At 67.0% G+C, this 23,975-nt stretch carries 24 protein-coding genes, 1 tRNA gene and 1 other RNA gene; 12 read left to right on the forward strand and 14 right to left on the reverse strand.

Annotated features, from left to right (window positions below; translation table 11 throughout):
• Positions 1 to 77: 77 nt before the first annotated feature.
• The 3 genes from ACN27E_RS10125 (at position 78) to ACN27E_RS10135 (ending at position 1,881) form a co-directional block, all read left to right on the forward strand.
• A complete protein-coding gene (locus ACN27E_RS10125) occupies positions 78 to 965 on the forward strand; it encodes an NAD(P)H-binding protein (protein ID WP_422748703.1) in 888 nt (295 codons plus the stop codon).
• A 46-nt stretch (positions 966 to 1,011) separates the two neighbouring features.
• Positions 1,012 to 1,377, forward strand: coding sequence for a darcynin family protein (locus ACN27E_RS10130; protein ID WP_422748704.1), 366 nt, complete (start codon positions 1,012 to 1,014; stop codon positions 1,375 to 1,377).
• Between the two features lie 213 nt (positions 1,378 to 1,590).
• Positions 1,591 to 1,881, forward strand: a complete 291-nt coding sequence (locus ACN27E_RS10135; protein WP_422748706.1) for a hypothetical protein — start codon at positions 1,591 to 1,593, stop codon at positions 1,879 to 1,881.
• 188 nt (positions 1,882 to 2,069) lie between these two features.
• Here ACN27E_RS10135 and ACN27E_RS10140 read toward each other — a convergent pair whose 3' ends face one another.
• From ACN27E_RS10140 to pgm, 7 genes are all read right to left on the reverse strand, one after another.
• Positions 2,070 to 3,395 (reverse strand): DUF6414 family protein, encoded by a 1,326-nt coding sequence (locus tag ACN27E_RS10140; protein WP_422748707.1) that lies wholly within the window; start codon positions 3,393 to 3,395, stop codon positions 2,070 to 2,072.
• 2 nt (positions 3,396 to 3,397) lie between these two features.
• Complete coding sequence (locus ACN27E_RS10145; protein WP_422749783.1) at positions 3,398 to 4,477, reverse strand: ATP-binding protein; 1,080 nt, start codon at positions 4,475 to 4,477, stop codon at positions 3,398 to 3,400.
• Between the two features lie 1,382 nt (positions 4,478 to 5,859).
• The gene (locus ACN27E_RS10150) at positions 5,860 to 6,081 is read right to left on the reverse strand and encodes a hypothetical protein (RefSeq protein WP_422748710.1); all 222 of its coding nucleotides are present in this window, start codon (positions 6,079 to 6,081) and stop codon (positions 5,860 to 5,862) included.
• 176 nt (positions 6,082 to 6,257) lie between these two features.
• Positions 6,258 to 6,632, reverse strand: coding sequence for a hypothetical protein (locus ACN27E_RS10155; protein ID WP_422748711.1), 375 nt, complete (start codon positions 6,630 to 6,632; stop codon positions 6,258 to 6,260).
• Positions 6,633 to 6,920: 288 nt separating this feature from the next.
• Positions 6,921 to 6,993, reverse strand: a tRNA-Ala gene (locus ACN27E_RS10160).
• 54 nt (positions 6,994 to 7,047) lie between these two features.
• Positions 7,048 to 8,313, reverse strand: coding sequence for an MFS transporter (locus tag ACN27E_RS10165; protein ID WP_422748713.1), 1,266 nt, complete (start codon positions 8,311 to 8,313; stop codon positions 7,048 to 7,050).
• Positions 8,310 to 9,944, reverse strand: a complete 1,635-nt coding sequence (pgm, locus tag ACN27E_RS10170; protein ID WP_422748714.1) for a phosphoglucomutase (alpha-D-glucose-1,6-bisphosphate-dependent) — start codon at positions 9,942 to 9,944, stop codon at positions 8,310 to 8,312. The genes ACN27E_RS10165 and pgm overlap by 4 nt, the downstream gene beginning before the upstream one ends.
• A 72-nt stretch (positions 9,945 to 10,016) precedes the next feature.
• Here pgm and crcB (ACN27E_RS10175) point away from each other — a divergent pair, with 72 nt between their 5' ends.
• From crcB (ACN27E_RS10175) to mbtN, 5 genes are read left to right on the forward strand one after another with little or no spacing between them, the layout of a single operon-like run.
• Positions 10,017 to 10,409 carry a fluoride efflux transporter CrcB gene (gene crcB, locus ACN27E_RS10175; protein ID WP_422748716.1) on the forward strand — a complete coding sequence of 131 codons (393 nt, stop codon included), beginning with the start codon at positions 10,017 to 10,019 and terminating at the stop codon, positions 10,407 to 10,409.
• Positions 10,406 to 10,774 carry a fluoride efflux transporter CrcB gene (gene crcB, locus ACN27E_RS10180; protein WP_422748719.1) on the forward strand — a complete coding sequence of 123 codons (369 nt, stop codon included), beginning with the start codon at positions 10,406 to 10,408 and terminating at the stop codon, positions 10,772 to 10,774. The genes crcB (ACN27E_RS10175) and crcB (ACN27E_RS10180) overlap by 4 nt, the downstream gene beginning before the upstream one ends.
• Positions 10,771 to 11,772, forward strand: coding sequence for a DUF190 domain-containing protein (locus ACN27E_RS10185; RefSeq protein ID WP_422748720.1), 1,002 nt, complete (start codon positions 10,771 to 10,773; stop codon positions 11,770 to 11,772). The genes crcB (ACN27E_RS10180) and ACN27E_RS10185 overlap by 4 nt, the downstream gene beginning before the upstream one ends.
• 53 nt (positions 11,773 to 11,825) lie before the next feature.
• A complete protein-coding gene (locus ACN27E_RS10190; protein ID WP_422748722.1) occupies positions 11,826 to 12,107 on the forward strand; it encodes an acyl carrier protein in 282 nt (93 codons plus the stop codon).
• Entirely contained in the window at positions 12,104 to 13,276 is a 1,173-nt protein-coding gene (gene mbtN / locus ACN27E_RS10195) for a mycobactin biosynthesis acyl-ACP dehydrogenase MbtN (RefSeq protein ID WP_422748724.1), read from the forward strand. The genes ACN27E_RS10190 and mbtN overlap by 4 nt, the downstream gene beginning before the upstream one ends.
• 6 nt (positions 13,277 to 13,282) lie before the next feature.
• Here the strand turns inward: mbtN and ACN27E_RS10200 are convergent, their stop codons facing one another.
• Positions 13,283 to 14,857: a transglycosylase family protein gene (locus ACN27E_RS10200; protein WP_422748727.1), complete on the reverse strand. Its 1,575-nt coding sequence runs from the start codon at positions 14,855 to 14,857 to the stop codon at positions 13,283 to 13,285.
• A gap of 112 nt (positions 14,858 to 14,969) precedes the next feature.
• Between ACN27E_RS10200 and ACN27E_RS10205 the strand changes: the two genes are divergently transcribed.
• A complete protein-coding gene (locus ACN27E_RS10205; RefSeq protein WP_422749785.1) occupies positions 14,970 to 15,479 on the forward strand; it encodes a nuclear transport factor 2 family protein in 510 nt (169 codons plus the stop codon).
• Here ACN27E_RS10205 and ACN27E_RS10210 read toward each other — a convergent pair.
• Positions 15,476 to 16,117, reverse strand: coding sequence for a GNAT family N-acetyltransferase (locus ACN27E_RS10210; protein ID WP_422748729.1), 642 nt, complete (start codon positions 16,115 to 16,117; stop codon positions 15,476 to 15,478). The two genes, ACN27E_RS10205 and ACN27E_RS10210, sit on opposite strands and share 4 nt — an antisense overlap.
• Positions 16,118 to 16,142: 25 nt before the next feature.
• On the reverse strand, positions 16,143 to 16,568 hold the full coding sequence (locus tag ACN27E_RS10215) for a hypothetical protein (RefSeq protein WP_422748732.1): 426 nt from the start codon (positions 16,566 to 16,568) through the stop codon (positions 16,143 to 16,145).
• A 44-nt stretch (positions 16,569 to 16,612) separates the two neighbouring features.
• Between ACN27E_RS10215 and ACN27E_RS10220 the strand changes: the two genes are divergently transcribed.
• The 3 genes from ACN27E_RS10220 to ACN27E_RS10230 are packed head-to-tail and all read left to right on the forward strand — an operon-like array spanning position 16,613 to position 18,563.
• Complete coding sequence (locus ACN27E_RS10220; RefSeq protein WP_422748735.1) at positions 16,613 to 16,813, forward strand: hypothetical protein; 201 nt, start codon at positions 16,613 to 16,615, stop codon at positions 16,811 to 16,813.
• A 2-nt stretch (positions 16,814 to 16,815) separates the two neighbouring features.
• Positions 16,816 to 17,721 (forward strand): lytic murein transglycosylase, encoded by a 906-nt coding sequence (locus ACN27E_RS10225; RefSeq protein ID WP_422748737.1) that lies wholly within the window; start codon positions 16,816 to 16,818, stop codon positions 17,719 to 17,721.
• Positions 17,722 to 17,747: 26 nt separating this feature from the next.
• Positions 17,748 to 18,563 (forward strand): DUF1906 domain-containing protein, encoded by an 816-nt coding sequence (locus ACN27E_RS10230; RefSeq protein ID WP_422748740.1) that lies wholly within the window; start codon positions 17,748 to 17,750, stop codon positions 18,561 to 18,563.
• Positions 18,564 to 18,567: 4 nt separating this feature from the next.
• On the opposite strand, the gene ACN27E_RS10235 is transcribed toward ACN27E_RS10230, so the two are convergent.
• The 4 genes from ACN27E_RS10235 to ACN27E_RS10250 form a co-directional block, all read right to left on the reverse strand.
• Positions 18,568 to 20,106, reverse strand: coding sequence for a serine hydrolase domain-containing protein (locus tag ACN27E_RS10235; RefSeq protein WP_422748743.1), 1,539 nt, complete (start codon positions 20,104 to 20,106; stop codon positions 18,568 to 18,570).
• Between the two features lie 68 nt (positions 20,107 to 20,174).
• Positions 20,175 to 20,999 (reverse strand): cutinase family protein, encoded by an 825-nt coding sequence (locus tag ACN27E_RS10240; RefSeq protein ID WP_422749787.1) that lies wholly within the window; start codon positions 20,997 to 20,999, stop codon positions 20,175 to 20,177.
• Between the two features lie 199 nt (positions 21,000 to 21,198).
• Positions 21,199 to 21,566: a transfer-messenger RNA gene (gene ssrA / locus ACN27E_RS10245) on the reverse strand.
• Between the two features lie 47 nt (positions 21,567 to 21,613).
• Positions 21,614 to 23,911, reverse strand: coding sequence for a putative bifunctional diguanylate cyclase/phosphodiesterase (locus tag ACN27E_RS10250; RefSeq protein ID WP_422748746.1), 2,298 nt, complete (start codon positions 23,909 to 23,911; stop codon positions 21,614 to 21,616).
• Positions 23,912 to 23,975 lie beyond the last annotated feature (64 nt).

Below are 23,975 nucleotides of genomic sequence, written 5' to 3' on the forward strand. Positions count from 1 at the left end.
GTTCCCATTGTGGCATTCGCATGGCCATCTGCATGCTGGCGGACGTCCCGACCGATCACGACACACGAGGTTTCCCATTGATCGTCATCACCGCCGCCACCGGCAACATCGGCTCTGCCCTGCTGTCTCGACTGCTGGAGTCAGCCCCCGAGACGCAAGAGGAACTGCGGGTGATCACCCGGGATCCGGCCCGACTCCCCGCCGCGGTCCGCGAACGGGTCGAGGTGATCGCGGGCTCGCACGCCGACGCCTCGGTCCTCGAGCGGGCGTTCGACGGGGCGGACGCCGTGTTCTGGCTCGTTCCACCGGACGCGTCGAAAACGCCCCATGCCGCGTGGATCGACTTCACCTGTCCGGCCGCAGAAGCGCTTGCGGCCCACGGCGTCGGACATGTCGTCGGGGTATCTGCTCTCGGCCGGGGCACCGCGGTCGTCGACCGTGCCGGCTTGGTCACCGCCTCTCTGGCGATGGACGACCTGCTCGCCGGGGCCGGCGTCGCCTACCGGGCGCTGGCCAACCCGTCCTTTTTCGAGAACCTCCTGGAGGAGGTCGAATCGATCCGCGAGAGAGGCGTGTTCGTCGACGTCCTCGATGCGGACCGCAAAGCGCCCATGGTGGCGGTCGCCGACATCGCTGCCGTTGCCGCCGATTTACTGCTCGACCGCTCGTGGACCGGAAGCGACAGCATCCCCGTTCTCGGCCCGCAGGATCTGTCGCCGAATGACCTGGCCCGCATCATGACTGAACAACTCGGGCGGCCGATTCGCTACGAACGCGAGTCGTTCGACGACCTGCACCGCACCCTGCTCCGCTACGGCCTGAACGAAGCATTCGCGCAGGCCGTCGTGGACATGAAGCGCGCCAAGGATGCCGGCCTCGACGCAGGCGTCGCCCGCACCCCGCAGACCGCGTCGATGACCACGTTCGAGCACTGGTGCGCACGGGTTCTCGTGCCCGCTATCTGACGCGCCCCGCCGTGCACACCTCACCCAATTCGAAGGAGAACTTCTGATGTCCGTTGACGAATCTCAGGCTCCAATCACCGCATTCATGCTCGTCAAGACCACCCCGGAGTGGCTGGCGCTGACCGTCGAGGAACGCGTCGTCGCGTTCACCACCCAGGTCCTACCCGCCATCGAAGCTCAAACCACCGGCGTGCGGTCCCGCTTCTACGACACCGAGTTCTACTCCGCCCGCGTCACCGACGTCTGGGTGTGGGAAGCCGACAGTCACCACGCCTATCAGCTGCTCGTCGACGCGCTGCGCGAAACACCCTTCTGGGACCGCTACTTCGAGATCGTCGACCTACTCGTCGGCGTCGAGAACGGCTACGCCCGAACCTACGGAATCGAGCCGGTCGCCAGCGTCGCCACGTGATGCGCCGCATCCGCCTAGCGGAGTGGAGCCAAGGGGTTTCCACCTTGATCCCAAGCTGCCAGGACCGGGGACGTGACGCGAACATGCGACGGCACTCCAGCGGGGACATCATCGCCACGGTCAGCAGATAGCATCACTCAGCGACAAGCCGGAGCGTACGAGGCCGCTATCCCAGCGTCCGTCGCCGAACTCGCGGTGTCGCTTCCTGCGGCGGTGCTGGCCGACGCCGAAGAAACGAGCATCGAGATCACCCGTTTCGACGCTGAGCTCGGCGACGAGATCGCGCCCTTCGCCGCCGTCTTGCTGCGATCGGAGTCCGCGGCGAGTTCGAATATCGAAAACCTGACCGCCTCCGCCCGCGCGATCGCCGAAGCCGAAGCCCTCGGCTACACCAGCCGGCGCGATGCCACGCTGATCGTGAGTAACACCGAAGCCATGAAGGCTGCAGTCGCGCTGCCGACCGACTCGACGACAACGCGATCCTGGCTATGCACGCCGTCCTGATGCGCCGAAGCGACCCTAAGCAGCCATTGAGTGGATATGCGTCGATGCGCGACCTGCCGACACACCCTCTGCTTCTGGCCTTTCGAAGCACAGCCGCTTCGCTGAGCGATTAAACACGCGACGTGTCGCCAAGCACGACCGCAGTTACCTGATCGACTCTCGATCTTCCGCTAATCACGGCAAATCCGCTACCAGTAGATCGCGATCACTTCTGTATCGAGTAACGGCTCGTCTTCGCGCGTGGCGTCCGAGGCGCGATAGGCTAGACGAGACTTCGACTCTGGAAATAGGCTCATCCCCGAAGCTAGTCTCGCCTCGCGCCGCATTTCGACCGCACGCTGCGGCGTGGTTGTAGCTCCTACGAATGAAGCGACCGCGTCGAAGGCCGCTCTCTGCGCTGCCACATCACGGAGCTTCCGACGACTCAAGTCATCGACGAGAGCTTCTAGTTGCTCGACTCTGCCATCCAACAGTCCCTCGCCCCCTTCTACATCGAGTTGAGCCGCATAGTGCCGCAGCGCATTAGCGGCAGCGAGGTCGCCTTGCTGCCGAACGGGAGTCGCCGTTAGAAGCGACTGACTCATCGCATTCACAAGCTCCGAGAGGTTACCGATCTCGGGAACGACGTTCGCGAAGACATCGGACAGCTTTACGGGCGTCCACTCGCGCTGTACACCATCGCGACTGATCCGGCAAAGCATATTGAATCGGGACTTCGAGAACAAGATTCGTCGAATATCTTTCCAATAGGAAAGATGGTCAGTCACACCAACTACGACGAGTGGCCGTCCCAGGATTTTAAGAGATTCCAGAGTCTGTCGTCGTGCGATGTATGTCCTGTCGTCTTCCACGAATACGTGCAGGTCGACACTCGTGCCTCTGATAGGGACCAAGCCAGTCAGGAGTCGCTCTAGCATCTTGACCATCTGCGTCATCTCTGGCGGGAAAGACGAAGCTCCGAGAACCGCCGGATGCTCAGACCCGAGATCATAAATTTCCGACATCATAGTGCTGACACGGAAGATCGGATCCGCCTCCAATTCGACTGTGACTTCGATCAAGCACCCGCGCTCGAGGCGGTCGACATCGATACAGTAACTTTTGTCTGCGATGACCTCAGCTCGCTGACGGCCATCATCCTCAGCCAGGGCTTGCAGTGACTCAAGCAGCAGACTGTCCGCAGTTGCCGATCGGAAATCGCGAAAGAGGGACTGGATGTTGGCCTTCCGCTTCGTCTGGGTCGATTGACTATTGGAAGTTTGATATTTCGAACTCAGATCAGACTTGAGAAGCCCTACGGAAGCCGTTGCGCCAGCGACAACCTGAGCCTCCTCTGCCGAGGAAATTGCGGTAGAAACTTCGTCTTTCAATTCTCCGCTAACCGACGACATCAGGCTGACAAGACTAACTTCGTCCAGGTAGACAAATTCCCGCAGGGGCAGTTGCTCCGTCCGTCCACCGGATCGCTTCCCAAATTTCGACCTCTTGCCGTTCCACCAACGCGCTAGCCCCATTATTATCGCCCAACCGACTGACGATCGCTAATTCTCTGATATGCGAGAACAAGATCCTCTTCACAGATAGAGCTTCGCCCGTCCGATGCGGCAAGAAGCGCAGATTCTGTCCATAGGGAGGCAAGCATGGCTGCAGACCATTGTTCCGTCAGTAGGGCCAGTTCCTCAAGCGGCATGTCTCCATCGACAGCCAAGTTTCGCATCGACGCGTTTAAGATCTCATATCGATCGCTGACATCCGGCATACCAAAGTAGATCTCCCAGTCGAAGCGACCCGGGCGCCTGAGGGCAACGTCGATATCATCAACGCGATTCGTGGCGGCAATTACGACGGTGTTTCCCGAGCTGCTGTCAAACCCATCCATGAGCGTAAGCAGCTGTGCCACCAGCCTTTTCGAGGCCTCATGGGTGTCGCCCGAGCGCTTTTCAGCCAAGCTATCGATCTCATCGAAGAAAATAATCGACCGAGGCGACTCTGCCGCTGCTTCGAAAATTCGTCGAAGCGTCTCCTCGCTGTCACCGACCCACTTACTCACAATAGAGGGGCCGCTCACAAGAAAGAAGTCCGCGCCGGATTCGGCTGCTATGATCCTTGCGAGCAAAGTCTTCCCCGTTCCAGGCGGGCCAGTGAAAAGAACTCCCTTTATAGGCCGTGCACCTATCTTGTCCAGCTGCGCCTTGCGACTAAGCTGCGTGTCGATTATTTCATTCGCCCGGTCCACGACGTCTCGATAACCACCAAAGTCGCCAAAGGTAAGGCCCGAGTTGCCGAGGTCGACTCGGTAAAGTGCGACCGGATCCTGTTCATGTAGATCGAAGTCCCTAACTCCCACCGGTCCGTCTGCGAGAACTCGCTTGATCCCACCGAAGTCGCTATAAGCGACGGTATTTCCGACGTCGACCGTCAACTCGTTCGGATCCCGAACCTTCTCAAGCCCCACGCTGCGCTCGATGAGAAGATCACCCGACTCAAGGACTCGCCGTACGACGCCGACGTTGTCACGCTCAGCCCACAGCGCCGGTGGCGCAAGACCAATTTGCGAGTCGCCAAGGAAGACAACATCTTCGACGTTGAAAGGCATCACGTCGTGAAGCGTAAACGTAGTGAAGGAGCCGTTTGGAAGACGCAGGAAGAGGGTGCGCCCGTCATCGCCAACGGCGGCAATCTTCGCAAGTATGCTCGTACTGATCGAGGGCTGCTGCGGATTTGTAATCTGAACCACCCCTCTTCGACACTGAAGCCACACACTCGCAAACCGCGGAAGTTACCCGTACCGGTCGCGGTCCGCGGGCGACACGCCGTGCCGCTATCGAATTAGGGTAGTTCCTCTCCAATCGGAACAGCGGCCGCTTGCGCAATCCGCCGGTCCAGGTGTCCGTACACCCCGATCGTCGTCACCCTGACCTTGCTGGTTGCAGGCGCCCAACGCAAGGATGGCGCACGCTGCGAGCAGGGCCATGCGAGTTGTCCACACCCCGTTCACCGCCTGCACCCTATGGCTTTACCGGACGGCTTATCACGGGCGCCGGCGGGCGGGATGAGGGGTGCCAGAACAAGCCTGGGCGGAGCAGCTTCGCCTCCGCCCATCGTATTCGGCCTCCAGACCGCATCACATAGTTCAAACTATGAGATCCAATCGTTGGTTCGCTGGGGGGGGCGTATGGATGCGAGCGACGCTCTCATCGCGGAGTACGAACAGCTATGTGCAGAGAGTCGACTGCACAACTCCACCGCTAGCGCCATTGTCTCCCTCGAGATTGCGTCGCTAGGGGTTGGCATCCCAGTCGCGATTAACCATGCATACGTTTTCCCAGCTCTAGCCGGCATAACTCTATTGCTATGGCTCCGTTACCTGGACCACGTATCCGGGATGTATCGGGTTGCGGCGTACGTGGCCGTCCACCTTAGGCACAAACTGACCCAGCTCACCGGCAGCCTCGATGTATTCGCATGGGAACGCTTCTCAGGCAACTGCGCGACGGCACACTGACCTATTGGAGTCGTGAGCGTTCGGAGTTCGTCAGGCATCGGCGAGAAGAGCTGGGCGAAAGAATTCTCGGACTGGGCTACACCACTGTTCTGTTCGGCCTGACTCCTCCGATTATGGTGGCAGCGTTCAGCTTTCGCGCACACGCCGGGGGCGCAGTTACGGCCATAACCTGTCTCGGTGGCGCCGCTGCCTGGAGTTTCTGTTTCTCTCGATGGCTGGCGTCGGCTTGTTGGATAAAGGGCATCAACAAAATGATTCTCGACTCCGGCACGAGGGAGCCTTAGCACGCCCGTAGTCGACTCTCAGACCGCCGCCGAACTGTGTCCCGATCACGCGAGCATTGCGGCGATTGCGTCGGCGTTATCCTTTCCGCTGGAGCGGTCGAGGTGGCCGTACACGTCGCTGGTCATCTGCATGGATTCGTGGCCGAGCTGCTGGTGCGCCGACGGCAGCGTCCGGCCGGCCTGGATCAGTCAGGACGCGCAGGTGTGTCGCAGATCGTGGATGCGCGGCTTCTTCGTGAGCCCGTCTTCCCGGGCCCGGGCGACGGCGGGCACCCAGACGTTCGGGTGGAAGAAGTGGATCCGCACGGGGCCGTCGGCGTTGCGGCGGCCGCGACCGGAGTTGGTGAACACCCACTCCCCGGACAGGTCGAGCTTCTGCAGCACCGTGGTGGGCACGTAGATGGTGCGCACGCTCTTCTTCGTCTTGAGGACGCCCAGGACATAGCCGCCGCTGTCGCCGGCCTTTCCAGCCGCGCCGCACCCGCACCGTCCCTGCGGACACTTTGACGTCCGCAGGCTTCAGCGCGGTCGCTTCGGACCACCGGCACCCGGAAGACACGAGGAACTCGACCAGGGGCCGCCAATGCTCAGTCACCGCGGTGAGCAGCAGCCGGAATTCGTCGCGGTCGAGGAACACCATCTCCTCGCGATCCCAGCGCGGAAGCCGGTTCCCGTCGCATGGGTCGGCCTTGATTCGGCCGGCGATCACCGCGGCGTTTCAGGGCGCCGGCGAGAAAGCCGTGCTTGTTGGCGATCGTCTTCCCGCTGGGCTTGCCGCCGTCCTTGCCCTTGGGCCCGTTCATCCAGCGGGCGATGTCGTCGCGGGACAGGTGCTCGAGCGGAATGTCGCCGATGACCGGGCCGATGTCGTTCTTCAGATAGGACCGGTACCGGCGGGTGGTTCCGGGCTCGACTCCAGTGAGGTAGTCGACGTGCTGGGTGAGCCAGTCGGTGAGCGTCATCCGCGTTCCGGGCTCGATGATCTTGAGGATCTTGCGCGCCGTCGCGGGGCCCAGCTTCTTGATCAGCTCGTCGCAGCGTTCGGCGTCGGCGGGGTTGTCCCAGGAGATGCTGGCCTCCCGGGTTCCTTCCGCTCTCTCTTCACGGAAGCGGACCTGCCACTACGGCGTGCCATCCTCCAGCGTGCGGAAACGAACCGACATAGTTGTCAGTCTATGGCGCGATGTGGACGGGATATGTGGACCTTCAGTCCAAACCGACCTAGAATCGCCGCTACCTGCATAAATGGGTGGAGCTAAGGGGATTCGAACCCCTGACCCCCACACTGCCAGTGTGGTGCGCTACCAACTGCGCCATAGCCCCGTGTCGTGCTCATCGAAGTTACACCACGGGCGCGAGCGGCCCCAAATCGCCGGATCAGGGCACCTCACCGCCGGCCTCGGGCCCCAGCGGGCGAGCCTCGGTGTGCTCCGGCGTCGCGCGCGGCCGCGTCTCGGGTGCGAACACCCAACCGAGGGCGGCGACGCCGAGGATGACCCCGCTGACCAGGAATGCCCACCCGTAGGACGTGTACTGCGCGATCAGCCCGACCAGCAACGAGCCGCCGATCGACCCGAAGTCGGCCATCATCTGGAACGTCGCCACTGCGGTTCCGCCGCGAGATTTGTTGCCCATCACGTCGGCGACGGCGGCCTGCTGCGGCGAGACGAAGATGCCCGTCGCCGCGCCGGCGATGACCGCCGCGACGAGGAACACCGGCAGGGACGTCGTGAAGCCCACCAGCGCCGTCGACACCGCCGCCAGCGTCAGCCCGAAGATCAGCAGTTTGCGCCGCCCGAGCCGATCCGACAGATACCCGCTGGGGATGACGACCGAGATGTTGCCGATGGCGAACGCCGTCAGCGCCAAGCCGGCCGCCCCCGGCCCCTCGCCGAGCACCTCGACGACGAACAGTGGGACCAGGGCGATGCGCAACCCGAACGACGCCCACCCGGTCGCGAAGTTGGAGAACAGCGCCGCTTTGTAGGCGCGGTGCCGGAACACCGTACGGAACGGCACCGGGGTGTGGACCTCGTCGTCCTCGCGGCCCACCACCGAGGAGTTGCGCAGGCTGACGAATACCACCGCCGCCGCGACCAAGAGCGCGGCGCCGTAGATCAGGAAGGGCGCCGACAACCCGAACCCCGCGGTCAGGCTGCCCAGGATCGGACCGCCCACCGAACCGACCATGAAGCCCGACGAGAACAACCCGGATACCCGCCCGCGCGCATCTGCCGGCGAGATGCGGATCATCAGACCCAGCGCCGACACCGTGAACATCGCCGAACCCACCCCGCCCAGGGATCGGAAAAGCAGCAGTTGCCAATAGCTTTCAGCGAACGCGCAGACCGCCGTCGACACCGCGACGATCATCAGGCCGCTGATGTAGACCGGCCGCTCCCCCAACCGCTGCACCAGGAATCCGGCCGGCGGCGCCCCGACCAGACGCATCACGGCGAACGCGGTGATCACGAACGTCGCCGCCGCGATGCTCACCCCGAAGTGCCGCGCGTATTGCGGCAGCACCGGGGCGACCACCCCGTACCCCAGCGCTACGACGACGTTGGCGACAACCAGAACCCAGACTTCGCGAGGCAGTCGGCGCTTGTCCGTCGAACACTCGTCCTCGGTTCGTGAACTCAAGAAATGACCTTGTTCACGACGTCGCGCGCGGCCTCCTGCACCTCGGCGAGGTGGTCGGGGCCGCGGAACGACTCCGCGTAGATCTTGTAGACGTCCTCGGTGCCCGACGGCCGCGCGGCGAACCACGCGTTCTCGGTGGTCACCTTCAGCCCGCCCAGCGGGGCGTCGTTGCCCGGCGCAGCGGTCAGTTTCGCGGTGATCTGCTCACCGGCCAACTCGGTAGCGGTCACCTCCTCAGCCGACAACTTGCCCAGCCGCGCCTTCTGCTCCCGGTTGGCCGGCGCGTCGATCCGCGCGTAGGTGGGCGCCCCGTACTTCTCGGCCAGCGCGTCGTAACGCTGCGACGGTGTGGACCCGGTCACCGCGAGGATCTCCGAGGCCAGCAGCGCGAGAATGATGCCGTCCTTGTCCGTCGTCCACACCGTCCCGTCGGTGCGCAGGAAGGACGCTCCGGCGCTTTCCTCCCCACCGAAACCGATGGTGCCGCTGATCAATCCGTCGACGAACCATTTGAAGCCGACCGGCACCTCCATCAGCGTCCGGTCCAGCCCGGCCACCACCCGGTCGATGATCGACGAGCTGACCGCCGTCTTGCCCACCGCCGTGCCCGACGGCCAGCTCTTGCGATGGGTGTACAGGTAGTCGATCGCGACGGCCAGATAGTGGTTCGGGTTCATCAGCCCGCCGTCGGGGGTGACGATGCCGTGCCGGTCGGAGTCCGCGTCGTTGCCGGTGGCGATCTGATAGTTCTCGCGGTTGGCGATGAGGCTGGCCATCGCGTTCGGCGAGCTGCAGTCCATTCGGATCTTGCCGTCGGTGTCGAGGGTCATGAACCGCCACGTCGCATCCACCAGCGGATTGACCACCGTCAGCTCCAGATTGTGGCGCTCGGCGATCGCCGCCCAATAGTCCACACTCGCCCCACCGAGCGGGTCGGCACCGATCCGCACACCCTCGGCCCGGATGGCGTGGATGTCCACGACGTTCGGCAGGTCCTCGACATAGGCGTCCAGATAATCGTGGCGCTGCACGGTGCGGCGGGCCTGCGCCAGCGGGACGCGCTTGACCTCGCGCAACCCACCGCGCAGGATCTCGTTCGCCCGCTTGGCGATCGCCCCGGTCGCGTCGGTGTCGGCCGGTCCGCCGTTGGGCGGGTTGTATTTGAAGCCCCCGTCACGCGGCGGGTTGTGCGACGGCGTCACCACGATGCCGTCGGCCAGATCCGCGTCGCGGCCGCGGTTGAACTGCAGGATCGCGTGGCTGACCGCGGGCGTCGGGGTGTAGCGGTCCGCCGAATCGATCAACGCCACAACGTCATTGGCAGCCAGCACTTCCAGCGCCGACGTCCACGCCGGCTCCGAGAGCGCATGGGTGTCCCGTCCGATGAACAGCGGACCGGTGGTGTTCTGGGCGGCGCGGTACTCGACGATCGCCTGCGTGGTCGCCAGGATGTGCGCCTCGTTGAACGCGCCGTCCAGGCTGGATCCGCGGTGACCGGAGGTGCCGAACACGACCTGTTGGGCGACGTCGTCGGGGTCGGGGTCGACGCTGTAGTACGCCGTCACCACCTGTGCCACGTCGATGAGGTCTTCGGGTTGCGCCGGCTGACCGGCGCGGGGATTGGCGGCCATGATTCTGATTCTGCTCCTCGCGCGACGTGGGGTCTCCGACGGTCGGGTGTATTCCCGTCATACTTTCTCCTCATGCCCCGTTTGGACCGTCGTGAACTGGCCGCGGTCTTCGTCGGCGGTGCGCTGGGCACACTGGCCCGGGCCGGCTTCGAGGAGCTCGCCGCGTCGGACCCCGGCCGGTGGCCGTGGCCCACCTTCACCGTGAACGTGCTCGGGGCGTTCCTGCTCGGGTACTTCACCACCCGCCTGCTCGAACGCCTGCCGGTGTCCAGCTACCGGCGTCCGCTGCTGGGCACCGGGTTGTGCGGCGGCCTGACGACGTTCTCGACGATGCAGGTGGAGACGGTGCGGATGCTCGAACGCGGCCACCTCGGCCTGGCGTGCGGCTACACCGCGGCCAGCCTCGCCGCGGGTCTGCTCGCGGTGGTCGTCGCCACCGGACTGGCTCGGCGGGTGCGGAGATGACGGCCTTCGCCGTGTGGGTGGCAGTCGCGCTGCTCGGCGGTGCCGGGGCGGTGTGCCGCTTTCTGGCCGACCGCGCCGTCACCGCCCGGCTGGGCCGGCCGTTCCCGTTCGGCACGCTCGCGGTCAACGTCTCCGGCGCGCTGGTGCTCGGCTTCCTGGGCGGACTGGCCCTCCCCTCCCACCTCGCGCTGATCGCCGGCACCGGGTTCGTCGGTTCCTACACGACGTTCTCGACGTGGATGCTCGAGACCCAGCGGCTGACCGAGGAGCGACGGCTGTGGGCGGCGTTCGCGAACATCGCCGTCAGCGTGGCCCTGGGGCTGGCCGCCGCGGCGCTGGGCCTGTGGTGCGGAGGATTGCTGTGACTGCCGAGCATCTGAAGTTGACCGCGTACTTCGGCGAGCGACTGCGCAGTGGCCACCGCTTCACCGTCGACGCCCTGCTCGACCTGTTGGCCGCCGACGACATGGCCACCAGCGTGGTCCTGCGCGGCATCGCCGGATTCGGGCCGCGCCACCGGCTGCGCACCGATGTGTCGCTGAGCCTGTCGGAGGACCCCCCGGTCACCGTGATCGCGGTCGACCTCGCCGAGCACATCGAGCGCATCGCACCGCAGGTGGTGAACCTCGTCGACCGCGGCCTGGTCACCATCGAGGAGGCGTGGTCGCCCGAGGAACCACCCGAGCACCCGTCGATCCAGCTCACCGTCGCGCTCAGCGGCGGAGATCACGTCGCGGTCGTCGACGTGCTGCGGACGCATGGCTTTGCGGCCGCCACCGCCTACCGCGGCGTCGACGGCACCGTGGGCGGTGCCCGCCGGCGCGCTGGCTTCTTCAGCCGCAACGTGGCGGTGCCGACCGTGGTGCTGGCTGTCGGCCCAGCGAGCGGCGCACGACCAGCCGCCACGGACATCCGTGGGTTGCCCGGCGTCGAACTGGTCACCGTGGACGCAGCGCAGGTGTGCAAGGTCGGCGGCCGGCAACTGGCCAGGCCGGAGCGGGCGTGGCCGCGGCAGCGCCTGATGGTGCACACCGCATCCGCCGATCTGCACGATGGGCTCCCGGTACACCGGGCGCTGGTGCGGGCCCTGCTCGACGTGCAGCCGACCGCAGGTGTGACCGTGCTGCACGGGGTGTGGGGGTATCAAGGTGATCGGGAGCCGCACGCTGACCGGATGTTCCAATTCGGCCGGCGGGCGCCGGTGACGACGGTGATGATCGACACCGCCGAGCGCATCGCGGCCGCATTCGACGTGGTCGGCGAGCTCACCGGCGACGCCGGTGTGGTCAGCGTGGGGCCGGTTCCGGCGGCGGTGTCGATCGACGACGGCGAACGCCGAGGCACCCTGCGATATGACGGGTGACCTCGACGGGTAAGCCTAGCCTTACCTGATTTGTGGGTGTACCGTCCCTGCGCGTGTCAGCTGAAAACACCGCGTCGGTCGGCAAGTCGGTCAGCACCGTCCTGACCGAGATCCTGCGTGACGATCTGAACGTCGACATCGGCCGGGTGACGCGGGATTCCCGCCTGATCGACGACGTGGGGCTCGACTCGGTCGCCTTCGCCGTCGGCATGGTGGCGATCGAGGATCGCCTGGGCGTCGCGCTGAGTGAGGAGGATCTCCTCAGCTGCGACACCGTCGCCGATCTGGACGAGGCCATCGCCGCCAAACTGCCGGCCGCGCAGAGCAACACGTGACCGCCCCGGTCGCGGCGGACGCCGACTACCAGGATCTGCTCGACCGGGTCTTCGGCGAGCGCGTTGCCGCATGGACGGCCGAAGCGGAAGTCACCGAGCGGTTTCCGCGCGCACTGATCGAACATCTCGGCCGCTGCGGCGTCTTCGCCGAGAAATGGGGCAATGGACCCCATCCTGACGTCGGCAAGCTCGTCGACTTGGCGATTCGGCTCGGCGGACTGGGATCAGCGGGTATCGGTGTCGGGGTGAGCCTGCATGATTCGGCCATCGCGCTGCTGCGCCGGTTCGGCAGAACCGACCATCTCCGTGACATCTGCGAGGCGGCGATACACGGAGATGCGGTGCTGTGCATCGGCGCCTCCGAAGAATCCGGCGGATCCGATCTGCAGATCGTCGGCACCGAGGTGCGCTCGGCGGATGGCGGGTTCGCGGTGCGGGGGGTGAAGAAGTTCGTCTCCCTGTCCCCGATCGCCGACCACATCATGGTGGTGGGCCGCAGCGTGGACCACGACCCCGCAAGCAGACACGGCAACGTCGTGGTCGTCGCGGTGCCGATGTCGCAGGTCGAGGTGCATGCGCCCTATCGCAAGGTCGGGGCCGGCCCGTTGGACACCGCCGCGGTCCACCTCGACACCTGGGTGCCCGCGGATGCGTTGGTCGCCCGGGCGGGCACCGGTCTGGCCGCGATTTCCTGGGCGTTGGCGCACGAACGGTTGTCGATCGCCGGTCAGGTCGCCGGGGCGTCCCAGCGGGTCATCGGAATCACGTTGGCGCGCATGATGAGACGACGCCAGTTCGGCCACACCCTCTACGAGCACCAGGCCTTGCGCATGCGGATGGCCGATCTGCAGGCGCGAGTCGACATGCTGCGCTACGCGCTGGCCGGGATCGCCGCCGAGGGCCGTCTCGATCTGCGTTCGGCCGCCGCGATGAAGGTCACGGCCGCACGGCTGGGCGAAGAAGTGCTCTCCGAATGCATGCACATCTTCGGCGGCTCGGGATATCTGACCGGGGAGACCCCGTTGGGCCGCTGGTGGCGCGATATGAAGCTGGCCCGGGTGGGCGGCGGCACCGACGAGGTGCTGTGGGAGCTGGTGGCGGCCGCGATGCGACCGGATTACCAGGGATATGCCGAACTCATCGAAGCGCCGGCGGGCGCGGACGGCTAGCGACGCTCAGCGCCGCGCCCGTTTGCTGCACACCGGCCAGGCACCCCAGCCCTGACCGGCGCGGGTGCGTTCGGCGATCGCGATCTGTTCCTCGCGGGTGGCCAGGTCGGCGCGCGGGGCGTAGCGCAGTCCGCCGAAGCTCTCCCAGGTCCGCTGGGTGAACTGCACGCCGCCGTAGAATCCGTTGCCGCTGTTGATCTCCCAGTTGCCGCTGGATTCACAGGAGGCGAGCGCATCCCAGGTGTCGTCGTTGCCGACCGGCGGCACGTATGTGCCGGGTTTGGCCCCGACCCGCTGCACCTGCGGCCGGGCGGGCGAGACGACGTGGCGATCGAGCACCTGCCGACCGGTCACCCGGCCGTTGACCGTCGACACCGCGAAGGTGACGTCCTGGGTTCCGGGCTTACCCGGATCGTCGACGACGCGGCGGCTGACGTTCAGCGCGGGGTCGTGGATGCGCCGCAGTGGCGGTGGCAGAGGCAGACGTTCGGAGACCTGATGCACCCTGATGCGGGTGACCACGATGCGCATCCCCTCGACCACCGGCGTCGACGGCGGGGGGCTCACCGTGTCCTGCTGTTCGAGCGGCGACCCCGCGACCTCCAGTAGCCGGCCGACGGTGGCCGCGGCGATCCGCGGCCGGCTCGCGACACCGGCGTCGTCGACGACTACCCGCTTGGGGGTCACCACCGTCAGCGCCATCCCGGCCAGCGGCACCGGGTCCGCGCGCGATGCCGCCACCGGCGCCACCTCGTGCATCGACACCCCGTCCAGGGCGGCACCGACGGTCAGCGCCGTGGTCCAGATCTGCTCCTCCGCTCGGCCGTCGACCGAGATCTGCACCGGACGCCCCCGGCTGAGCTCGATGGTCCCGGACGCGGCGACGACCTGGTCAGCAGCCGGACTGACCGCGTCATGGGGGCCGAGCACATAACCGCTGTCCCGCAGGATGGCACCGACGTTCGACTCCATCGTGGACACCGTCGTCGTGACGCCGTCGACCGACAGGGTCACGTGCTTGGCGGCCGCGACGGCGTAACCGCCGGCGCAGATCAACGCCACCAGAACCGCGCCCACCCATGCGCGGGTGGTATTCGACGTCGCGGGTGCGTCGTTCTCGGCCGCATCGATGCGTTCGGCGTTCGCCAGCAGCGTCCGGACTTCCTCCGCGAGGGCACTCCTGGGCTTGCCGGACACGATGATCCGGCCCAGCCGGACCAGACCCTCGGACTGACACCGCTCGAGTGACTGCACGAAGAGCGCCGTCAGCTCGGCCGTATGCCGCCGGCGGAACCGGGCGATCGCCCGATGGTCCCGCTGCTCACCCGCTGCGAGCCACCGAAATCGCGGGTCCTCGGCGCATTTACGAGCGATCACCCGCGACGAGCTGATCCCGCTGGCGAACCCGTAGAGCAGAACGCCTGCCATCGCCCCCGGGTCATCGGGGGCGTCGTCGACCAGCCCGGCGATCAGTCGTACCAGATCACCGTCGCGGATGTCCTCGGCGGGCGGCGACGGCATCGACCCGCGAGTGTCGGCGGTGGGCCGAAACACATTGTCCACCAACGTTACGGCGTTCATCAGCGAACCATCATGCCCGTCGACCAGGGCGAATAGGGTCACCTGTTCCGGCGTGTTGCCCGGCTTCGTATGGCACGGTGTCGAGGTGAGTTCCGATGGGCTGCCGCAAGAAATGCTCGACGAGTACCAGTTGCGCAAGCTGGTGCACCGCTATTGCCGAGCCGTCGACCGCGGCGACGTCTCGGCCCTGCGGGCGCTGTACCACGACGACGCACGTGACGATCACGGCACGTTCTCGGCAGGCGCGGTCGACAGCTTCGTCGAGGGGATCGCGGCGGCGCGACCCCATCTGCGGTCGATGCAACACCACATCACCACCCAGAACTTCGAGATCGACGGGGAGCGCGCCGAGGGCGAGATCTACAGCATCGCCACCCACACGTTCTCCGCAGGCGAACGCGAGGTCGACGTCGTGGTCGGCGGGCGCTATCTGGACAGGTACGAAAAGCGCCGCGGCGCCTGGAAGTTCCTCGAACGCGCCATCGTCACCGATTGGGCCACTGTGCACGACCCGTCACGGCGGGATCTCAGCCATCCCATCACCGCGGGCACGCCGACCGGCACCCTCGACGCGAATGACCCGTCGTACCGGTTCTTCTCGCTCTTCGGCGGGAGCGACTAGGTGTCGGCGGGCAGCGGCGGTGCGTCCTGCGGTGTGCGCGCCAAGGCATAAAGCGCCATGCGGCGGTTGGCCATATCGTGCTCGCCGAGGAAGACGCAGCCCGCGAACTCGCAGACCCGGCGGGCCCCGCTGTTCCGATGGTCCGGATCGAACATGATTCGCCGGCACTGCGGTTCGGTCTCGAAGATGCTGGCCACCACCCTCGGCAGCAGCAGCGGGGCGATCCCCCGGTTGATGAACCGCTCGTCGGCGATCGCGACGTGCATACCGATGTCGTGCGGGTCGGCCGGGTAACGGGGCGCGATCGAATCCTTGGCCGCCCGGTAGAGCTCGACATAGGCGACCGGCTCGCCGCGGAAGCTGCCGATCAACGGGCGCGAATAGTCACCGTCGAGCTGCGCACGCAGATAGCGGCGCCACCGGTCAGGGGGCCAGGGGTACTCCCACGCCTCGACGAGGTGCGGGCGGTTCATCCACTCCGAGATCAGCTCGCAGTCGGCCTCGGCGTCGACCACCCGCACCGCGAACGGTTCGGTGAGCACCGGCATCGGCGGTGCGGGCACCGACCGGACCGTCTCGGACACCGACGTCAATTGGCGCGGCAGGATCGGCGCGTGCGCCTCGTCGATCTCGGTCATTTGTCGGCCGAGCCTACCGGACACCTCATCCCGAGATGAGCGTCCCGCCGGCGATCAGCAGGGCGACCACCTTGACGCATTCCAACCCGACGTACACCCAGTGCGCATGCGAGCGCGGACCCTGCTGACCGGCCAGAACGGCGTCGGAGCGGCGGCTCAGTCGGGGGCGGACCACCAGGACCTGAACGGCGAGGACGACGACCGCGAGTCCCGCGGTGGCCACCGAGGTTCTGGTGGGTTCCCCGATCACCGATGCCGTCACGATGACGGCGGCGAGGACCACCTCGGCGACGTTGAGCGCACGGAACACCAGCCGCCCGATGCCCAGGCCGAGTGGCAGGGTGACTCCCGGTGCGCGGAACTTCAGCGGTGCTTCGATGAACGAGATCGCCACCACCATGCCCAGCCACATGAAGGACGCCGCGGCGGCCACCGACGACGCTGCGTGCACGCTCGTAGCGTAGGCCCAGCCCCGCCCTGTGCGATGGTGGTGTCATGACCGTCCGCGACCGGGTGGCCGAGTTGAGGCGCGGGGAGGACAGCGGCGCCCGGTGGCGGGTCGTCTCGCGCGGCGCCGGGCGGGTAACCGTGGCGCTGATGACGTGCGACGGCGGAGAGGAGGTCGACCGGTTCGACTCGAACGATCCGCGGGTGCTGACCTACATCGGTGCCCGGTCGGACAGCGCAGAAGGCTGAGCATGCAGCGCATCGCAGCCCTGGTCCTGGCCCTGGCCGTCCTGACGGGATGCTCGCCGGGGCCGTCGACACCACCACCGGCCGGCTCCACCACCCCCGCGGTCGCGTCGGATCCGCCGCGGCCACCGCCCGCCGAGCGGGTGTTGGCGTCGGATCCGGTGCGGCTGGCCGACGATCTGGTCAGCGACGAACGGGTGCTGCGTGGTCCAGCCTCGCCGGAGGATCTGTTGGTGGCGGCGGCGTCCCGCCAGCAGGCCGCCTACCGGGTGCTGGGCCGCCGCCCCGAGTGGGATCCCGTGGCGCAGCCGCGTATCCCGCCCGGTCTGCGGGCGTCCTACGACCGCAACGTCGAAGCCCGCCGCGAACTCACGGCGTTGAGTGCCGGACAGGCCAAGGCCACCCTGCCGGCCTGGCGGATCATCCCGCCGCCGCCGGCCCCGGACCTGATGCGCTGGTACCGCGAAGCCGAGACGATGTCCGGTGTCGGGTGGAGCTATCTCGCCGCGATCAACCTCATCGAGAACGGATTCGGCCGCATCGCCGGCGTGAGCACCGCCGGGGCGCAGGGGCCGATGCAGTTTCTGCCGTCGACGTTCGCCGCCTACGGTTCGGGTGGCGACATCAACTCACCCCGCGATGCCATCATCGCGGCCGGCAGATTCCTCGACGCGCACGGATTCGCCCGCGACCCGGATCACGCGCTGTACCGGTACAACAATTCGTCTCACTACGTACGGGCGGTGCGGGCGTACGCCGCGGTGCTCGCCGACGATCCGGAAGCGTTCGCCGGTTACTACCGCTGGGACGTCACCTACACCACCACCGCCGGCGATGTGGTGCTGCCCGTCGGCTATGCGGCCAGCGCGCCGATCCCGGTGGAGCAGTACCGCCGGACCCGCCCTCGCTGACATGTCCGCGTTGTTAGCATCGCGCCGTGCACCCGTCGCCTCCCCCGCCACGGCCCGGCGGACGACGGCCGATCAGCCGCCGCGATGTCCTGACCTATGCGGTGTCCGCGCCCATGCTGCTCACGCTCGCACCGGCGGCGGCGACCCTGTGTGCCCAACAGGCGGCGGCCGCACCGCTGCGGCTGATCGACTTCACCCACCGACTGGTGGCGCCGGAGCAGATCAAGGCGGCGGGCTTCGACGGCGCCCTGGTCTACGTGTCCGAACTGCGGCCAGGCGCCGACTTCGACTTCAAACCGGTCACCCGCGGCTACGCCGACGCGCTTCGCGCACAAGGGCTTCAGGTGGTCAGCTGCTATCAGTACGGAAAGCCGGGCTGGCCCACCCCGTCGGACTACACCCGTGGATATGCCGGCGGGGTTGCCGACGCCCGGACCGCGTTGCAGTGGCACACCGCCGCGGGCGGACCGCCGACCGCACCGATCTTCTTCAGCATCGACGAGGACATCGACGCCGACGCCTGGACCACCACGGCGGTCGAATGGCTACGGGGCATCAACTCGGTGCTCGGCGTGAACCGCACCGGCGTATACGGACACAACCGGGTGTGCGCCTGGGCGATCGACGACGGCGTCATCGGACGTTCCACCACGCCCGGGCACTGGTGGGCGTGGCAGACGAAGGCCTGGTCAGCAGGACAGCGCGAAGCCCGGGCGGTGCTCTACCAGTCGGTGGTTGTCACCGCATCGGAACCCGGTGTGGCCATCGGCGGCACGCACGTGGACGTCGACGATGTGCTCGCCGCCGACTACGGGCAGTGGGACCTCGACCGCACCGGATAGCCGGTCAGCGCGCACTGCCGTAGAGACCCAGCGCCCGAGCGGCCGCGGTGGCGACCTCGCCGCGCAGGATCGAGATCGGCGGATTGACCCGGGGATGGATGGCGTTGGCCAGCAGGACGACGTAGCTGTCCGAGCCCGGGTCGATCCACAGGGCGGTTCCGGTGAAGCCGGTGTGGCCGAAACTCCCTATCGGAAAGACGATTCCGCGTGGCTGCGAGAACGCGGTGTCGATGTCCCAGCCGAGACCACGCAGGTTCTGCCCCGGGATGGCCGGATAGCTCGGGGCCAGCATCGGATGGCGGAGGTTCGGTGTCTTCGCGGCGGCCGCGATAGACGCACGGTTGGCCGCGGGGACCTGACGGGCGTTGTGTCCGGGCTGCGCCGGCGTGGTCATCAACTGCGCTGTCGACACGGTGAGCGGAAACGCACTGGGGCGGTTGGAGAGTCGATCGATCAGTGCCTGGGCGAACACGCCGATATCGCGTGCGGTGGAAAAGACACCGGCATGCCCGGCCACCCCACCCATCCGGCGGGCCGTGGTGTCGTGCACCGAGGCCCGCAGCAGCCGGCCGAAATCCGGGTTCCGCGTCGGGTCGCGCCAGTTCTCGTCGTCGTGGGCGGTCGGTGCGATGCGTGGCAGCAGGCCGGTGCTCCACGTGCCGGTGGGACACGTCTCGGGCGGTCCGGGTGACCAGCCCAGCACCGAACCCCACATCCGGTGCGGGCCGCACGCTTTCGCGGCCGGCAGGTATTGGGTGTCGCTCATACCGAGCGGGGTGAAGACGTAACGCTGGGCGTAGACGTCCAGCGATTGGCGGGTGATCTTCTCGACCATCGCGCCGAGGATGATGAAGTTGATGTCGGAGTAGCGGAACACCTCGCCGGGCGGGGAGATCAGCGGCGCGGTCAGCGCACGGGTGAGGCCTTCGGCCTTGTCAGCGCCGGCCAGTCCCCACGGATCTTCGAGATTGACATCCGGCACCTCCCCGGAGGTGTGGGTGAGCAGCATTCGCACGGTGACCGCGGCGCGTTGTGGATCGGCGGCGCGGTTGAATTCGGGCAGGTATCTCTGCACCGGGTCGTCGAGCAGCAGCAACCCGTGTTCGACGAGCTGCATGATCGCCGTCGCGGTGGCCAGGCACTTTGTCAGCGAGGCCACGTCGAAGACGGTGTCCTCGGTCATGGGTTCGGCCGCGGCCGGCCGGCCGTCGAGGCCCGGTTCGCCGGCCAGCTTGCGCAGCCCGTACGCCTGACGAAGGACCACCTGTCCGGCGTGGCCGACCTCGACGACGGCGCCGGGCAGCTTGCGAGCGCCGATTGCGTCGTTCACGAGCCGGGAGACGGCGCCGAAGTCGGCCGTGACCGCCGGCTGCCACGTCGGCGCCGGCGGCGGTACCGGAGGCGGGGCATGCGGTTGCATCGTCGTCGCCGCCGGGACAGTCAGCTGCGTGGCCGCCACCGGGCCGGCCTGTCCGCACGAGGACACCGTGGCGACGGCGAGCGCCGTGGATGCGACGGCCAAGACCTTCCGAAGCGCTCGCATGAAGACACTGTCCCATTCAGGGCGACGTCGCCACACCGCGTCGGTGGGCGGAATACCGTCATCGAGCGTCAGGGCAAGCCGGCCACGGCCGAGGGCGCGTAGCCCGGCACGGACGTGGAGTAGCCGGGCAGCTGCTGATACCCCGGCGCCTGCGGGCGATACGCCGGAACCTGCGTGTACGCCGGCGGCATGTGGTCGGCGCCCTGCGGCGGCGGCGCATACACCGGCGTCTGGGAGGCATATGCCGGCGGCCCATAACCCGTCGGCGGCCCGAATCCGGGCAGCGATGGGGCTGAACCCACCGACAATCGGGACGCAACGAAACTCGCAGCCTGCGCGGTGTACGCGGGGACGTAGCCGTCGGTGTGTCCGCTCCACGCGTTGCCCGGGCCGGCGTGACAGATCGGATCGGCGGGGTTGCAGAGGTCGATCGCCTTACCGGTGAACATCGGGGACTGGGACGGCAGCTTGGTACCCGAGCGGTTCGCGACGTTGCCGAAGGTGGCGACCGCCGCGATGTTGTCCGCCATCGATGGCGGGAGTGACTCGCCCCAGGCGATCCCGACGATGGGATTGCCCGCGACGATGTTGACGACGTTCGCGCCCTGCGAGTACCCGCCCAACACGATCTTGGTGTCGGGACACGATGCCGTAGTGGATTTGATGCGCTTGATCATGTCCTTGGCGCCGTCGCCGCTGCCCAGCTGTAGCTTGCCCGCGTCGTAGTCCACCGGGTAGGTCGAGATGTTCATGCCGACGGCCTGCTCGCGCAGCGCGCCGACGAAGGCGTTGCCTACGACGCCCATGCCGTCAGGCTCGTCGGTGCCCCTGGCGAACACGACTTCGGCGTCGGCGCAGTCCGCGGCGGCCGCAACCGGTAGGGCATTCGGCATCCACTGCGCACCGGCGGCGAGGACCAGCGCGACCGCGCCACCGGCCCAGCGGCCCGTCGATCGCGCATCCGTCGCCGAGCTACGCCCGCAACGAGGTGGCATGCCGGGGAATCTACCGCAACCGGCAGAGCGGCTCGCGGCAACGACGGGTCGGCGAAAAGCAACAAGCAGGCCGGGTGGTAACCGGCCTGCTTGTCGTCGGTGGAGCTGCCGGGAATCGAACCCGGGTCCTACGGCATTCCCTCAAGGCTTCTCCGTGCGCAGTTCGCTGTGTCTCTACTCGGATCTCCTGATCACGCGAACAAGTCAGGATGACGATCCCAGTCGCTGTTTGATGTCCCCACGGGTCCCGCGACCGAACCCGTGGGTGGGTCCCTCTAGATGACGCCAGGGTCCGGGCCGAGGGCCCTCCCGGTCTGACGGATTAGCTTCGCTTAGGCAGCGAGAGCGTAATCGCGCTGATTGGAATCGGCGCTTAATTGGTTTGCAACGACGCTTACGGTGGTCTTTGCCTGCACCGGCACGCTTCCCTTGATTCGATGCGCGAAGTCGAAACCGTTCAGCCCCTCGCATCCCCGTCGACTTTCGGCGGGATGGTCAATGGTACGCGAGAGTCAACGCTGCGCTCCACCCGTTTCTTCCGCGACCCGGCCGGAGATATCCCCGATCGGCACCGGCTGGCCGAACAGATGGCCCTGGGCCAATCGGCACCCCGCCGTCACGATGATGTCGCGTTGCGCGGCGGATTCGATGCCCTCGGCGATGACGTCCAGACCGAGCGCGTCGCACAGCCCGATCACCGAGCGGTAGAGCGTGACGTCGCGCTTCGGGTCGGCACCGACCGCCAGGCCCCGGTCGAGTTTGATCATCTGCACCGGCAGCCCATGCAGATACGTCAGCGAGTTGTAGCCGGCACCGAAATCGTCGAGGGCGACGCGCACACCCAGCCCGTTGAGCCGTTCGATCTCGGCCGCCGCTTCAGCCAGATCCACGATCGGCACGGTCTCGGTGATCTCCACGACCAGCTGCTCGGCCGGCAGCTCCCACCGTTGCAGCGTTCGCCGCACCTGTTCGGTCAACCCACCGTTGCCGAGTCGGGCGGCACCGACGTTGACGTGCAGCACCAGTGGCAGCCCGGCCTCGCGGACCTCACGGCAGGCCAGATCGAGGACCAGCGCGTCCAGAGCGGCCCCCAGACCGGCCGCCTCGGCGGCGGCCACGAACGTCTCGGGAGGGATCTCGATGCCGGTGGGGGTGCTCCAGCGCGCCAACGCCTCGACCGCGACCGGCTGATCGTCGGTCAGGCGTACGACAGGCTGGTAGGTCAGCCGGAACCCGGGCGGGATCCCGCCGTCGGCCTGCCGCAGCGCGGTCGGGAAATCGATGGTCGCCGCCGAGGACGGCTGGTACACGACGGCGGTGTCCTTGCCCATCCGTTTACCGGCGTACATCGAGATGTCGGCTTGACGCAGGAGGTCATCCGAGGTCGGCGTGGGTCCCTCGGTGCCGGGCCGGACCAGCCCCATGCTTGCCCGCACGCGCACCGCCGAGCCGTGGACGGCGAACGGCTCGCGAAGTGCCACCCGCAGGCGGTCGGCGACGACCTCCGGCGTCTCGGTCTCGCCCTGCACCAGGATCGCGAATTCGTCGCCGCCGATCCGAGCCAGAGTGTCGCCGTCACTCATGCACCGCAGCAGGCGCTCCCCCACCGCGCACAGCAGTTCGTCGCCCGCGGCATGACCGAAACGGTCGTTGACCACCTTGAAATCGTCGAGGTCGACGAAAATCAGGACGAACCGGCCCGTCTCGATGGCGGCCTGCAGCCGTTCGGCGAACAGCAGCCGGTTCGGCAGACCGGTGAGCGGATCGTGGTTGACCTGGTGGGCCAGTGAGCGCTGGGTCTGAAACAGCCGAAGCGTGAGCAGCCATTGCGCGCGCATGGCGATCACCTGACGGGTCGCCACGAGCAGGATCAGGACCATGGCGAACGTCACGACGACCGGCTGCAGGACCTGACCGATGAGCACATGGAAGGCGAACAACACGCCGGTGCCGAGGAATCCGGCGTACGGCAGGATCAGCTGCACCCAGTCCATCGCGCGATGGCTGCCATCCGACCCGCTCCGGGGCCGCGGTTGTAGGGGCAACACCGCGAACGCGATCAGCAACGGGCCGATGACGAATCCGCCGCCGCCCCACAGTTCCTGGTCGTTGACACCGACACTGTGCAGGTATGCCAACAAACGGTCCGACGCCGCGATGGCCAGGACGCCGCCCGTCAGCAACAGTCCGTTGGCGCGGTACAGCCGATTCGGCCGGTAGACCATGGCCATCACGATGGCCACCACCACGACACCCGATTCGAGCAGTACGAAGCCGAGGTCCACATATCGATTCCCGGACCGCGGCAGCGCCCGTGGCGCATACATCCCGAGCCTGGCGATCAGCACGAAGATGGAAAAAGACAGGACGGCGACCAGACCGTCGAGCACCGTCGTCACCACGTACAACCGGGTCGGGCCGTCCCGCGGACCGAAGATGGACTGGCCCGACCATGCCAGCAGAACCAGCGATGCGAGCCCGAACACCGGGAACAGGTAGTAGGCCGCGACTCCGGCCGGCGCCTCGAAGCCGCCCAGCGCCGACCCACCGCCGGCCCACCACAGGATTTCGGCGAACAACCAACAGGCCAACGCGGCCGCGATCAGCAGCCGCCACCAACGCATGGTGCCGTGCATCCGACGGGCAACGACCACCGCGCACCCGACGGCCCCGCTGGTGACCGCCGCCTGCAGGACGAAGGCGATGGCTCCGGCCAGGTCGGCGCCGTAGGGAGCGGCCGCGTTCGCGGCCCACAGCAGCACGACCACGGCGAACAATACGAGGCGCTTCTGATAGCCCCTGACCGCCACACGCCCCCCTCGGCAAAGTAAATCGAGACCTATCGTGCCACCTCGGCGATGGCGAGCCGCCTCG

Source organism: Mycobacterium sp. WMMD1722, assembly GCF_049315205.1.
Classification (GTDB): domain Bacteria; phylum Actinomycetota; class Actinomycetes; order Mycobacteriales; family Mycobacteriaceae; genus Mycobacterium.